General features: G+C 63.6%; 13 protein-coding genes. 6 read left to right on the forward strand and 7 right to left on the reverse strand.

Going from position 1 to position 13,219, the window contains the following annotated elements; all coding sequences use genetic code 11:
* Positions 1 to 6 precede the first annotated feature (6 nt).
* Together MCUHO_RS02495 and MCUHO_RS12725 are read right to left on the reverse strand one after the other, a co-directional pair.
* Complete coding sequence (locus MCUHO_RS02495) at positions 7 to 1,038, reverse strand: PAS domain-containing protein (protein WP_067073001.1); 1,032 nt, start codon at positions 1,036 to 1,038, stop codon at positions 7 to 9.
* A complete protein-coding gene (locus MCUHO_RS12725; RefSeq protein WP_161485868.1) occupies positions 1,026 to 1,172 on the reverse strand; it encodes a hypothetical protein in 147 nt (48 codons plus the stop codon). Before MCUHO_RS12725 ends, MCUHO_RS02495 begins: the two co-directional genes overlap by 13 nt.
* 197 nt (positions 1,173 to 1,369) lie before the next feature.
* Between MCUHO_RS12725 and MCUHO_RS02500 the strand changes: the two genes are divergently transcribed.
* The 3 genes from MCUHO_RS02500 to MCUHO_RS02510 all read left to right on the forward strand — a co-directional run bounded on the left by MCUHO_RS02500 (position 1,370) and on the right by MCUHO_RS02510 (position 5,016).
* The gene (locus tag MCUHO_RS02500) at positions 1,370 to 2,182 is read left to right on the forward strand and encodes a glucose 1-dehydrogenase (RefSeq protein WP_067073002.1); all 813 of its coding nucleotides are present in this window, start codon (positions 1,370 to 1,372) and stop codon (positions 2,180 to 2,182) included.
* 185 nt (positions 2,183 to 2,367) lie between these two features.
* Entirely contained in the window at positions 2,368 to 3,879 is a 1,512-nt protein-coding gene (locus MCUHO_RS02505) for an MFS transporter (protein ID WP_067073213.1), read from the forward strand.
* A 510-nt stretch (positions 3,880 to 4,389) separates the two neighbouring features.
* Positions 4,390 to 5,016 (forward strand): TMEM175 family protein, encoded by a 627-nt coding sequence (locus MCUHO_RS02510; RefSeq protein WP_067073004.1) that lies wholly within the window; start codon positions 4,390 to 4,392, stop codon positions 5,014 to 5,016.
* Here the strand turns inward: MCUHO_RS02510 and MCUHO_RS12235 are convergent.
* A complete protein-coding gene (locus MCUHO_RS12235; RefSeq protein WP_084385891.1) occupies positions 4,976 to 6,916 on the reverse strand; it encodes an agmatine deiminase family protein in 1,941 nt (646 codons plus the stop codon). The genes MCUHO_RS02510 and MCUHO_RS12235 overlap by 41 nt on opposite strands.
* A 93-nt stretch (positions 6,917 to 7,009) precedes the next feature.
* Between MCUHO_RS12235 and MCUHO_RS02520 the strand changes: the two genes are divergently transcribed.
* Positions 7,010 to 7,567, forward strand: a complete 558-nt coding sequence (locus MCUHO_RS02520; protein ID WP_067073006.1) for a manganese efflux pump MntP — start codon at positions 7,010 to 7,012, stop codon at positions 7,565 to 7,567.
* A 3-nt stretch (positions 7,568 to 7,570) separates the two neighbouring features.
* Here MCUHO_RS02520 and MCUHO_RS02525 read toward each other — a convergent pair whose 3' ends face one another.
* Positions 7,571 to 8,491 carry a DUF362 domain-containing protein gene (locus MCUHO_RS02525; RefSeq protein WP_067073008.1) on the reverse strand — a complete coding sequence of 307 codons (921 nt, stop codon included), beginning with the start codon at positions 8,489 to 8,491 and terminating at the stop codon, positions 7,571 to 7,573.
* Positions 8,492 to 8,719: 228 nt separating this feature from the next.
* Here MCUHO_RS02525 and MCUHO_RS02530 point away from each other — a divergent pair, with 228 nt between their 5' ends.
* Positions 8,720 to 9,247, forward strand: coding sequence for a hypothetical protein (locus MCUHO_RS02530; RefSeq protein WP_328585620.1), 528 nt, complete (start codon positions 8,720 to 8,722; stop codon positions 9,245 to 9,247).
* Here the strand turns inward: MCUHO_RS02530 and proS are convergent, their stop codons facing one another.
* From proS to MCUHO_RS02545, 3 genes are read right to left on the reverse strand one after another with little or no spacing between them, the layout of a single operon-like run.
* Positions 9,248 to 10,681 carry a proline--tRNA ligase gene (gene proS, locus MCUHO_RS02535; RefSeq protein WP_067073010.1) on the reverse strand — a complete coding sequence of 478 codons (1,434 nt, stop codon included), beginning with the start codon at positions 10,679 to 10,681 and terminating at the stop codon, positions 9,248 to 9,250. It abuts the gene before it with no gap.
* Between the two features lie 35 nt (positions 10,682 to 10,716).
* On the reverse strand, positions 10,717 to 11,283 hold the full coding sequence (locus MCUHO_RS02540) for a stage II sporulation protein M (protein ID WP_067073012.1): 567 nt from the start codon (positions 11,281 to 11,283) through the stop codon (positions 10,717 to 10,719).
* Positions 11,276 to 12,121 (reverse strand): DUF63 family protein, encoded by an 846-nt coding sequence (locus MCUHO_RS02545; RefSeq protein WP_067073014.1) that lies wholly within the window; start codon positions 12,119 to 12,121, stop codon positions 11,276 to 11,278. Before MCUHO_RS02545 ends, MCUHO_RS02540 begins: the two co-directional genes overlap by 8 nt.
* A gap of 11 nt (positions 12,122 to 12,132) precedes the next feature.
* On the opposite strand from MCUHO_RS02545, the gene MCUHO_RS02550 reads away from it, so the two are divergent.
* Complete coding sequence (locus tag MCUHO_RS02550) at positions 12,133 to 13,215, forward strand: NAD(P)-dependent glycerol-1-phosphate dehydrogenase (RefSeq protein WP_067073016.1); 1,083 nt, start codon at positions 12,133 to 12,135, stop codon at positions 13,213 to 13,215.
* Positions 13,216 to 13,219: the final 4 nt, after the last annotated feature.

The raw sequence follows: 13,219 nt of genomic DNA on the forward strand, positions 1-13,219 counted from the left end.
GGATCTTCACGGGGCCTCAATCTGGTGGTGCTTGCGGAGATACTCCCGGATCGACGACGATTCGAGGAACCTCAGGTCGAGTTGCCGGACGGTATCGTCGATCATCTCCACCTGGAGCAGGATCTTGTCGCGAGCGTCACCATCCATGAATCCGGCCAGTGCGGCGATCACCTGAAGGGGATTGCGGATCCGGTCGTTGAGGGTCATGAGTTGCTCGACATTCTCCTCGATCTGCCGGAGCACCCTCTCCCGGGAATCGAAGTCCGGGAGAAGGACGTCCTCATCTTCAGTGCCGAAACAGATCCAACCGCCACAACACTCCCCGGGATCCAGTGCCGGGTGGCAGGTCCACCGGACGGGCACCCGCCCCCCACCGGCGGGCATGTAATCAACGACAAACTCAATCTCCCGCCCCTCTTCGAACCGCTTCCGGAGATAATTGCCGTCCCGATCGGACTTCGGCAGAACAGTCCCGACGGCATCTCGCCCGGCGAGTGCCGTGCGGGAGCGTCCGGCAAGGATCGCTCCCGGGAGGTTGATGAACCGGATGCGGCGGTTGGCGTCCAGGGTCATGACAAAATACGAGATAGAATCGGCAGCGCGCCTGAATGCCTCGTCCCATGCCCGGCGCAGGCACCCGGAGCGGTGGCGTGCGGCCGCGGCTGCCATCGCGGCGGCAAGGTCGTTCGGCCCGAAGGGTTTCTCCAGGATCTCCTCTCGCGAGAGCCCTTCCGGCCCGCCCGGAGGCAGCGCGTTCATCGGGTCTGCCGTCGTGAAGACGACGGGGATCTTCAGCCGGTCACGGATCGTAAGAGCCGTCGCGAGAGGGCTTTTCGGGCAGGGGAGGGAAGCGTCAAGGACGACAAAACCCGGCCGGGATGCCGCTGCGGCCGCGAGGGCGTCATCGCCACGCCCGACCACGCTCACAACTGTATACCCCTCGCCCTGCAGCCAGCAGGAGACCTTTCCGGCGGCGTCACGGTCGGGTTCCGCAAGGAGGACGGTGCGATCCTCCGCCATGCCGGTCAGGCGGTGCATGCATCCGCCCCCGTCGCCGCCACCGAAAGATCCCCGCAACCGGGTTCCTCAAGCCGGGTCGCTATCTCGAACGCGATGATGCCGCCGTCCTCGACGACAGGTGTCCGCGTATCTCCATCACCGGCTCCGGTCATATCCCGTACATCTCCTGCCCCCTGTCCCACCACCAATGACAGTTCCGGTGCACGAACAGAGGGTTTTCCGTTGTAGTGATATCGTGCAGGATATTAACCGTTTTTCGGTTCTTCGCCGGCGTCTGCACCACCCACCCGGGACCTTCATAACCCACCCGCTCCACAGGGTGCCCGGATCACCCGGAAGGTGAGGCAAGATGAAACGGCTGGAGGGAAAGAACGTCCTCGTCACCGGCGGCTCGACCGGAATCGGCCGGGAAACGGCGATCCGGTTCGCGGACGAGGGGGCAAACGTCGCCATAAACTATCACTCGAGCGAGACGGAGGCGGAGACGACGCTTGAAGACGTGCAGGATGCCTGCAGCATCATCCGTGAGAGAGGATGCCGGGAGATGCTGGTACAGGGGGATGTCGCGAGCGAAGAGGACGTTGAGCGTATATTCCGGGAGGTTCTTGGGGCGTGGGGGAGGCTTGACGTCCTGATCAACAACGCAGGCATCCAGACCGCGAGCCCGACCCACGAGATGACTCTGGACGCCTACGACCGGGTTCTCGCGGTGAACCTCCGGGGCGCGTTCCTCTGCTCCCGCGAGGCGGTGCGGCACTTCCTCGATCGTGGGGGAGGGGGCGTCATCCTCAACAACACCTCGGTTCACGAGACGATTCCGAAACCGCAATACGCCCCCTACGCCGCGAGCAAGGCGGGAATCGGGGCCCTTACGAGGACGCTCGCACTCGAGTATGCCGGGCAGGGCATCCGGGTCAATGCGGTCGCCCCCGGAGCGATCGCGACGCCGATCAACCGGGAATGGGTGGACGATCCCGAGAAGAAGGCGGCTGTCGAGGGGCACATCCCGATGGGGCGCGCCGGAGAGCCCGGGGAGATCGCCGCGGTCTTTGCCTTCCTTGCCTCGGACGAGGCTGCTTACATCACCGGGCAGACGATCTACGTCGACGGCGGGCTGACGCTCTACCCCGACTTCAGGACACCGTGGTCGTCGGGAAGTTGACGGGCGATGAAACCCCGTAATGAGCATACCCACCCGGAGATCGCGGCCGCTCCCACGCCGCCGCCGGAGAGCCACGTGATTCATTCAAACAGATTAATATAATTCCATTTTTATATGATCCGGCTCGAAGAATCGCCCCCCACAGGATCTGTTACGGCGGGCAATCCATCGAGGTGACCGGCTCCGTGAGCATAACGAGAGGACGCAGACGGCGCACGATCTTCGAGGCAAAGGAGAGCCTGACGGCCGAAGAGGTCGACCACGGCCTGAGACTCGTCATCCGCGACGGCCTTAGCACCCAGGCAATGGTGACGCTGACCGGCGGCATCTTCCTGGTAGCCTTCGCCCTGCAACTCGGGGCATCCAACACCGTCATCGGCCTGCTCGCCGCAATCCCCCCGCTCGCAGAACTCCTGCAGATACCCTCCATCTACATCATCGACCGCATCAAGAACCGCAGGCTGGTCGTCGTCATGGCATCGTTCGCGGCGCGCCTCTGCTGGATACCCATCATCCTGATACCCTTCTTCCTCTCGCCGGGGCAGGGAATAATCGCGCTCATCGCCTCGATTACCCTCTACGCATCGTTCTCGGCGGTCTCCCACTGCGGCTGGAACTCCTGGATGCGCGACCTGATACCACAGGACCGGCTCGGGGAGTTCTTCTCCCGCCGGCTGACCTTCTCCACGGGGATCGCGCTCGTCATCAGCCTCGTCGCCGGGTTCTTCATCGACTCGTGGGAGATCACCTTCCCCGACCTTGCTGCCTACGGCTACTCCATCCTCTTCCTTCTCGGGCTCATCGCCGGGCTCATCGGGATCACGTTCCTCGCCCGCACTCCCGAGCCCCGGATGGCTCTCGAAGACGGGAAGGACGGCCTGCTCGCCGCAATCAAAAAGCCGTTCGCCGACCTGAACTTCAAAAACCTCATCATCTTCCTTGGATCATGGAACTTCGCCGTCAATCTCGCGGCGCCGTTCTTCACGGTCTACATGCTGCAGAGGATCGGTCTCGATATCTCGATCGTCGTCGCCCTCAGTGTCCTCAGCCAGGTCATGAACATCATCTTCTACCGTTCGTGGGGGCGGGTCTCCGACCGCTACTCCAACAAGTCGGTTCTTGCCGTGAGCGGGCCGCTTTTCATGCTCGCGATCTTCGCGTGGATGTTCGTCACGCTCCCGAACGTCTACATCCTGACCTACCCGCTGCTCGTCCTCATCCACATCCTGATGGGGATCTCCCTTGCCGGAGTCTCGCTCGCCTCGGGCAACATCAGCCTGAAGATGGCCCCGCAGGGCCAGGCGACCAGTTATCTCGCGGCAAGCACCTTCGCGAACTCCGTCGCCGCCGGCGTCGCCCCGATCCTCGGCGGGCTCTTCGTGGACTTCTTCGCCGAGCGGGAACTGATCTGGACTCTTATCTGGAAGGACCCGGTGCAGGAACTCGTCTTCGTCACGCTCGACATCCAGCAGTGGGAGTTCTTCTTCCTCTTCGCCTTCATCCTCGGGCTCTACTCCCTCCACCGCCTGGCGGTGGTGCAGGAGGAGGGGGAGGCAAAGGAGCAGGAGGTCGTCGACGAACTCATCGCCGGGGTCAGGCGGGATATGCGCAACTTCTCCCCGGCAGGGGGACTCCGGGACTTCGTGAAGTTCCCCTTCTCGTCTGCCGGGAACCGCCGCGAGAAGAAGAAACGGTAAACGGAGCGTGCCCCGATACCATCATGAACCGGAGATTGAGAACCACAGGTGCGAAGGACAGGAGTTAAAGCACCGGAGAACGACGTTCCACCTGGGAACGGAGTTAGAGCACCGGAGAACGACGTTCCACCTGGGAACGGAGTTAGAGCACCGGAGAACGACGTTCCACCTGGGAACGGAGTTAGAGCACCGGAGGTGCGGAGGTGCGGAGGTGCGGAGGTGCGGAGGTGCGGAGGTGCGGAGGTGCGGAGGTGCGAAGCCGCGAAGAACGCGAAAGGGTTCTCGCGAATGTTTGAAGCCATGAGCGGCCCGGAGGGGGCACAATGGACGCCCTCGAAGCAATCCTGACCCGGCAGAGCGTCAAGGAAGTATATCGGCCGCCCGGCCTCGCCCGAGAAGAGCTACCGCAAGGGCAGGGTTCGCCGTAACGGTTGATGACCCCGTTTCGATCTCGTGGATGCAAATGCTCATTCTTTATCAGGCCGGCGCTCCCAGCAGAGATTGCGAACAATGAAGCAGGGAGACGGCACCGGGAGAGAGTCGGAAGCATCCCTGGGTTATCCGAAGAACAGGGCGGAGGCGCTCACCGACGGCATATTTGCCTTCGCCATGACCCTCCTGGTAATCAGCCTCGACATCCCGGAAGGCTTGCGCGACCCCTCCGATGCCGCCGTCGCCGCGATGCTTGCCGGCCAGGTTCCCGCCCTCTTCCACTACTTCCTCGCGTTCTTCATCCTCGCTTCTTTCTGGATAGCGCACCACGCCCAGATCGACCGGCTCCGGCATATCGACCGCACCTTCCTCTGGATCAACATCGGGGCGCTGATGTTCGTAGTGCTGGTACCGTTCTCCGTCTCCCTCATCAGCGACTATCCGGGTGAGACCTTCGCGGCAGTCATCTTCGAGGCGAACCTCCTCTTCATCGGCCTGCTCTTTGCCGCCCAGTGGTGGTATGCCGCGCATGACCGCCGGCTCGTCCGGCCCGGCACCGAGATCCGCCGCGGGAACCAGCGGGTGATGGTGGTGCCGGCCATCTCCGTCATCGCAATCCTGCTCGCTCTCGCCGGCTGGGACTGGAGCACGGCGACCTACGCAATCATTCCACTCGTGATGCGCTTCCTTCCCCAGGGCAGGTGATCCGGGGCGCAGCGGACGGTTGCTGCTGGCTGATGCAGTGAACCGCGCCGAAACCCGCGACCATCGCCGTGCAGTCGATCCCGACGACCTCCCGGTCGGGGAAGACCTGCTGGATCCGGGCTACGGCAATCCTGTCGTTCGGGTGCTTAAAAACCGGCACCAGCACGACGGTGTTTCCTATGTAGAAGTTCGCGTAACTCGCCGGCAGCCTCTCCGCGCCGCCGACCCTCCCCGGCATGGGAAGGGGGATGACCGTTAAGAGGTTGCCGTCCTGGTCGGTCGAGGAGAGGAGGATCTCGTAGTTCTCCTGGAGAACGGCGTAGTTCTCATCGTCCTCGTTCTCCTCGAGCGCACAGAAGACCGTCGTCGGATTCACGAACCGGGCGATATCGTCGACGTGGCCGTCGGTGTCGTCCCCAGCAATCCCCTGCTTTAACCAGATGACGTGGCCGGCGCCGAGGTACGCCTCCAGGTAGGCCTCGACCTCCTCCCGGGCGAGGTGCGGGTTCCGGTTGGGGTTTAAGAGGCAGGCCTCCGTCGTGATCACCGTGCCGCACCCGTTCACCTCGATCGACCCTCCCTCGAGGACGATCCCGGGGGTGAAGAGGGGGAGTTCCATCTCGCGGTTCATGGCAAGCGGGATCCGCGAATCCTCCATGAGTTCCGCGTACTTATTCCCCCAGGCGTTGAACGTCCAGTTCACCATCGCGAGGTTCCCGGTCTTCCTGTTCACGAGGAACGTCGGCCCGTAGTCCCGGAACCAGACATCGGCGTAATTGGCGAGGTGGAACCTGATGCCGCCCGTATCGACGCCTTCCTCCTCCAGCATCGCCTCGATCCGGGTGCGCATCGCTTCGCCCGTGACGAGGAGGTCGACGGTCTCCGAGCCGCGGAGCGCCGCGATGATCTCGACATAGATCCCCTCCACCGCGGCAAGGTCGGGGAACGTCTCGCGGTCATGGGGCCAGGAGAGCCAGACCGCGTCGTGCGGCTCCCACTCCGCAGGCATCCGGTAGCCGGAAGCCGCAGGGGTCATGCCCGGCGGGAGTTTCCGGGCGAGCAGACCGTAGGTCTCCGGCCGCCGGTTCCGGAAGAATCCCCAGCCTTCCCGGACGGCCTCGTTCTCCGCGAGGTCGATCTCCACGACGAGTACCTCCTCACCGGTCTCGCTCGCCCGGGCGAGGACGTTCCCGAACGCGTCGGCGACGAACGAGCTCCCGAAGAACCGGATATCGCCCTCGCTCCCCACCCGGTTGACGGCGGCGACGTGGACGCTGTTTGCGATCGCGTGACCGCGCTGCACCGTCTCCCACGCCTCGCGCCAGTCGCCTTCGGGCGGCTCTTCCCCGGCAATCCGGCCGATGGCGGTCGGGTAGAAGACGATCTCCGCGCCCATGAGCGCAACCGCCCTCGCGGCCTCCGGGAACCACTGATCGTAACAGATGAGCACGGCAATCCGGCCGTAACGGGTATCGTAGACCCGATAGCGGTCGCCGGGCAGGAAGTAGGTCTTCTCGTAAAAGAGCGGGTCGTAGGGGACATGCACCTTCCGGTAGGCGGGGAGGAGCCTGCCGTCGGCGTCGATCACCACGGCAGTGTTGTAGTGCTCTCCTGAGGCGGCACGCTCGTAGACCGGCACGACGATCACCACGCCGTGCTCCCGGGCAAGCGCCGCGAAGGCTTCGGTCGACGGCCCCGGGATCGTCTCAGCGTAGCGGGAAGCGTCCGTATCCTCGTACTGCGGGAAGTAGGGGACGCGGTAGAGTTCCTGCAGGCAGAGGATCCGCGCACCCTTCGCGATCGCCGTTCTCGCCGCTTCAAGGGTGCGCTCCAGGTTGCGGTCGGCATCCTCGCTCACCGCCGTCTGGATGAGGCCGATCTTCTGTGTGCTCATCTCCATCATCTCTCCGTATCCGTAGGGCACTCCAGCGTTTTATAGCATACGCCGCACCCACAGCGTTATCCCGCACCGTGCCGAACCTTTCCGGAAGCAATGGAGTTTGCGACGATCCTCCTCATCGCCATCGGGCTTGCGATGGATGCGTTCGCGGTCTCGATCAGCGGAGGCGCCACCCTGCGGGAGGGGCGGCTCCGGTGGGCCGTCATTGCCGGAGTGCTCTTCGGCGGGTTTCAGGCGGGAATGCCGGTGCTCGGGTGGCTCGGGGGAGTGGGGCTCGCCTCGCTCGTCGGGACGTACGGCCCCTGGATCGCCTTCCTGCTGCTCGTCCTGATCGGCGGGAAGATGATCGCCGAGGCGGTGCGTGGGGACGGCGAGAGCATCCGGTTCGAGAACGGCGCGGCCGTCCTCCTCCTGCTCGCCGTCGCGACGAGCATCGACGCCCTTGCCGTCGGCGTCTCGTTTGCCGTTCTCGATACCCCTATCGCTCTGCCCGCAATCACGATCGGGATCGTCACCTTCGCCTTCTCCGCCGCCGGCGTCCTCCTCGGGAGCGCGTTCGGCCATATCATGGGGCGGAAGGCCGGCATCGTCGGCGGGGTGATCCTCGTCGCGATCGGGCTGCGGATCCTGTTCGAACACCTCTTCAACTGAACCTCAGGCGGTCTCGTCCAAGATCCGGCGCATATCGAGGACGAGGTTTTTGCTCTCGGAGTCGAGCGCGACGAGCCGGAGATCCTGTGCCGATTTGACGCCGACCCCGAGTTCCGCGGCCCGGGCAATGGTATCCATTGCAAATATCCGGCCCCGCATCACCTCCGGCGTCGAACCGTAGTGCCGGAGAAGCGCGATACCGGCGGCGTCGAGGGCGACCCGGTCGGTGCTCGCGAGGATGACGTTCGGAACGATGCGGTTGCCCCGCTCCGGTCCCCCGGTCGAGAACCCCTCCGTCGCGTCCATGACGGCGACGTCGCAGGGGAAGAACCGGTTGATCTCGGCGACCATCCTCCTCTGGTGCGGCGACGAGTGCAACTCCGCCATGTAGTCGTAGCCGTCCCCCGGATTCTTCGCCGCCACCGCTCCGACCGCGTTCTTCAGGGAGAGAGAGACGTGGCCGCCGAACCGGTGCGTCTTCAGGCAGCAGGTCTGAACCACCGCATCGGAACCCCGGAAGAGCCGGGCGACCAGGAACCCGCGCTCCCAGTGAAGATCGTCCGGCGGGATCGCCTCCCACCCCTCCAATGAAAGCGAATCAAGCACCGTCACCTCCGCACCCGCCCGGGCTGCGAGATCGGTGGCGCCCCGGTGCTTCAGCACCTGAGCGGTCTCTCCCATCCCGCTCCGTTCCCCGAGCACGATCGACCGGGCACCGTCGCCGCGGACCCGCGAAAGGATCGCTTCCAGCATATCGGGATGGGTCGTCGCGGGGAACGGGTCGTCGCTGTTGAAGTTCGCCTTGACCGCAACGGTCTTTCCATCGAGGGAGGGAAGACCGATCTCCCGCCAGAGCGCCTCGACGGCATGGGAGCGATCGGATGCATCGATGACGTAGACTTCTGATGCCGCAGGGGATGCCATGCGCGCAGAGTGCCATGACAACCTATAAATATTCTACGTCTGTGACCCGGATCGAGATAACACGGTTGATTTGTTGTCATTCGTCTTTGCAGGAGACGGGGATCCCGTCAGGTTCCGGCACCGTGAGCGAGCGGATCCGCGCACCTCATTCGACACGTATAAGAGCACCCCGAGCGCAATACGTAGTAAACCTCACGAAAATCGTAGAGATCGCGCATCTCGCGTGGAATGCTTCCGGAAGGCACGAAGCCCCGCGCCCGGTGTCTCTGGAAGAGTAAGAGGTATGAGGCCAGTATAAACATGACTTCCAGAATGCATACCCCCCACACCACCTGCCCCAGCTGCCATGAAGAGGTCTACCTGGACGAACTCGTGGGTGGGCGCTGCCCCCTCTGCGGGTATTCCCTCGATGAAGACGACGGAACGTGCAGCGAATATGAGGAGACCATAGAGCGCTCCGACCTCGGGTGGATGATCTTCCAATTTTATGTCTTCAAGCGATTCTGCAGTGAGGGAGCAAACCCCCTCCAGGTCATGCAGATCCTCTCCAGGTACGAGGAGCTCACCCAGTGCAATCCCGCCGACGCGGAGAAGATGCAGTTCACTCTGGAAGTTCCGATGAGCCGCTGGGAACGGCTGCTCCCGAAGAGATGTGAAAAGTGCGGGAGAATATTCTTCCTTGGCGGAAAAGCCGTGATCTCGGGAGACCTCGCGGCCCCCGAACACGTAAAAACGTATACCTGCCCGTCCTGCTGATCAGTAGGTCCGGGCAACCAGGGCGGACGTGCCTTCGCCTCCACAGGCGATGCACGGGCCGTCCGAGACGGCGATCAGGTCCGAGCGGATCTCGGAGCCGATGATGCTCGCATCCACCGCCGCCTCGATCTTTTCTGCGCATTCCTGCGACCCGCACCAGTGAACGACCGCAACTCCGCCCTTCACCGCCTCGGCGGTCTCCTCGATCGTCGCGGCAGCGGTTATCCGTGCGGCCATCATCTCTCGCGCCGCCTGCGAGAGATCCTCCCCGAACGCTCTGAGGACGGAGTTGATCCCTTCGGCGACGCCCCGGCGGTCGAGCGTGGTCTTTTTGCCCGTGCGAGTGACGGCGACGACCGTGTTCGCGTCGATGTCCCGCGGCCCGACCTCGATCCGGAGCGGGACGCCGCGCATCTCCCAGTGGTAGTACTTCGCGCCCGGACGCATATCCCGCGCATCGAGTTTCACGGCGAATCCGGCATCGCGGAGTTCCGCTTCAAGAGCACCCGCCGCCGCGAGCACCTCGTCGCGCCGTTTCCCGACGATGATCGGCACGATGACGACCTCGATCGGGGCGACCTCGGGCGGCAGCACGAGTCCCTTATCGTCGCCGTGGACACTGACGACAGCCGCAATCGACCGCTCGGAGATGCCGTAGCAGGTCTGGTATGCGTACTGCTGCTCGCCGTTCGCGTCCTCGTAGGTGATGGCGTAGGTGCGGGAGAAGTGGTCGCCGAGCATGTGTACCGTCCCGATCTGGAGCGTCTTGCCGTCGGGCATGACGGTGTCGACCGCGATGGTGTAGTCGGCGCCGGGGAACTTGTCCCAGGCCGGGCGGCGCGAGAGGATCACCGGGACACGGAGACTGTCGTAGAACTCCCGGTAGAGGCCGAGCGCGACCTCGACCTGGGCCGCCGCCTCCTCCCACGTCGCGTGGACGGTATGCGCCTCCTTAAACGACGTGATCTCCCGGAGACGGATGAGCGGGCGGGTATGCTTCGTCTCGTAGCGGAATGTGTTGACGATCTGGTAGAGTTTCAGGGGCAGATCCGTGTGCGACCGGATCCAGAGGGAGTACATCGGGTAGATGGCGGTCTCGCTCGTCGGCCGGAGAGCGAGCGGTACGTCGAGCTCGTTCCTGCCGCCGTGAGTGACCCAGTAGACCTCGTCCTCGAAGCCTTTGATGTGCTCGGCCTCCTTCATGAACTCGGTCTTCGGGATGAGGAGCGGAAACATCGTCTCAGCGTGGTCGCGGTCCATCAGGTTCCGGAGTATCCCGTATGCACGCTTCCGGATGCCGAACCCGTGAGGATACCAGACGTACAGCCCCTTGACCGGGTAGCGGACGTCCATGATCTCGGCTCGCCAGAGTATCTCATTGTACCACTCGGAAAAATCCTCTTTCCGGGGAAGTGCTCCTGTATCTTCTTCCATCCGACTCGTACCTCAAAAACTGTTGATCTGCCTCGTTAAGCGATCATACTTAGGATTGCCGGCGTAATAAATGCCTCTACGACCGCGGCAATCGCGAGGAGCGGGACGACCAACCGGAGAAAGAGCCGGCCGAGATGCCGGGCTTCTGCGGCTGCATCGCTGGTTCCGTGCCATTCGCCGATGAGTTCTCTCCCGAGGAGGAGGCCGAGGCCCCCTGCGATGAGGAAGGCAGGGATCTCGAAGATGCCGTGCGGGGCGAGTGCCGCCGCAATAAAGAGCATCCCCTGCTGCTGCCGGACGAGTTCCGTCAACGCACCGATCAGAAGGCCGTTGACCGAGAGGATCAGCATCGTGACCACGCCGAGGGAGGCTCCCCCGAGGAAGAGGAGGAGACAGGCAGTCAGGTTGTTCAGGAAGAGTTTCCCGGCAAGGACGGCGGGGGAGTCGGAGAGGAGCTGGCCCACCACCTGCTCGTTAAAGAGGGTTGCGGCCTGTGCACCGATCTCCGGGTCGCGGGAGACGGCAAAGACGCCGATGGCGATCGAGGCGGCGAAGAAGACGGCCGCGAAGATCGTGGACCGGGCCAGCGACACCTCAGACATAGAGCACCATCCGTACCAGGTCGCGGATCCCCGGCGCCATGCCGACGACGATCATGGCGAGCAGGATGAGGTGCCAGAGGCCGGGGCTTCCTTCGCGCCGGTACATCTCGAGGACGTAGACGGCGGGGACGAGCACCGCGAGTTTCAGGAGGAACATCGAGAAGGCGGTTCCGGTCGCATCGATCAGGGCCGCACCCACGACATGCTGCTCGACGTAGTGGACGGGGTGGATGTCGATCCCGTAACTCGTGGCGCTCGCGTCCAGCATGTGGCCGAAGATGAGGAGTTTATAGAGGATGTTCGAGGCGTAGTCCCACTTCAGCACGTAGACGAAGAATGCCCAGAGGGCGAGCGAGGTAACGGAGGCAAGCGCCAGGATGGCGGCGAGCACGTCGAGCGCGATCGTCGCTTCAGTTAGGCCGAACCAGACGAGCGCCGCTGTGGCGAGAAGACAGGTAACGACTCCCGCCCCCCCATAGAAACGGCTGTAGCGGGGGACGAGGCCGGCGTTCTCCGCAAGTTTCCCGGCAAAGAGAGCGACACCTGCGATCGCGAAGATCGTAAAGAAGATCAGGGGCGTGATCAGGAGAAAACGGAGGTCGGAGACGATCATCCCGGTATCCTCGACGACCCGGAGAAGCCCTCCGAGGACGACGAACGGCAGGGTTGCAAGCACCAGCTCTTCGTCGACGGCAATTCCATACCGCCGGAGGCCCCGATAGACGAGATAGACCGCTGCGATGAGGATCAGGGCATAGGTCAACGTATCGACGAGCGTATACGCCTCGCCGTAACGGATGGGATCTATGTAGTATTTGTAGAGGAACTCCCTAATCATTGTTGATCTAAATGAGCGCAGACCGCATAAACCTACTCAGAACCAAGGTCTTCGACAAGTCAAAATGGATGCAGCTCCCCCGTGACGTCGTCATCGGCCACGATGTCATCGAGCAGATCCCGGCTGTCTGCGAAGACCTTGCCCTCGGCGACTCTGTGCTCATCGTATCGGGTGGCCAAACAAGGGATATCGCCGGGAAGCGGGTCGAGGCGCTCCTCGCCGGCTCCTACGACGTCGCGACGTTCGCCGTGGGCGAAGGCGATCCTCTCGAGACGATCAGGAAGGCCGAGAAGGCGGCGGCAGAGGCAGGGTTCGTCATCGGCGTCGGCGGGGGCCGGGTCATCGACACGGCGAAGATCGCCTCCTACAACACCGACCGCCACTTCATCAGCGTCCCCACCGCCGCATCGCACGACGGGATCGCCTCGTCGCGTGCCTCTGTCCCGACCGCCGAGGGGAACGTCTCGCTCGCGGCCGAACCCCCCATCGCCGTCGTCGCCGACACCGCCGTCATCGCGTCGGCGCCCCACCGGCTGCTGGCGTCCGGGTGTGCGGACATCATCGCGAACTACACCGCAATCCTCGACTGGGAACTCTCCCACCGTCTCCGGGGAGAACAACTCTCGGAGTACGCGCTGACGCTCTCCCGGATGACCGCCGAGATCCTCTTTAAGAACGCCGACCTCATCAAACCCCACTCCGAGGAGAGCGCCTGGCTCGTGACGAAAGCGCTGGTTTCTTCAGGTGTCGCGATGAGCATCGCGGGGTCGTCCCGTCCCGGGAGCGGCGGCGAGCACAAGTTCTCCCACGCGCTGGAGCAGCTTGCGCCGGGAAAGGGGCTCCACGGGGAGAAGTGCGGGATCGGAGCAATCATCACGATGTACCTCCACGGCGGGAACTGGGAAGGGATCCGCGACTCCTTAAAGAAGATCGGTGCGCCGACGACCCCCGCCGGGATCGGGGTCGACGACGAGACGGCTGTTGCGGCGCTGCTCGCCGCGAGGACTATCCGGCCGGAACGGTTCACCATACTGGATATGGGGTTGACCGAGGAGTCGGCGCGGGATCTGGTGAAGATGCTCTACCGGGAGTGAGGAG

Source organism: Methanoculleus horonobensis, from assembly GCF_001602375.1.
GTDB classification, from domain to species: domain Archaea; phylum Halobacteriota; class Methanomicrobia; order Methanomicrobiales; family Methanoculleaceae; genus Methanoculleus; species Methanoculleus horonobensis.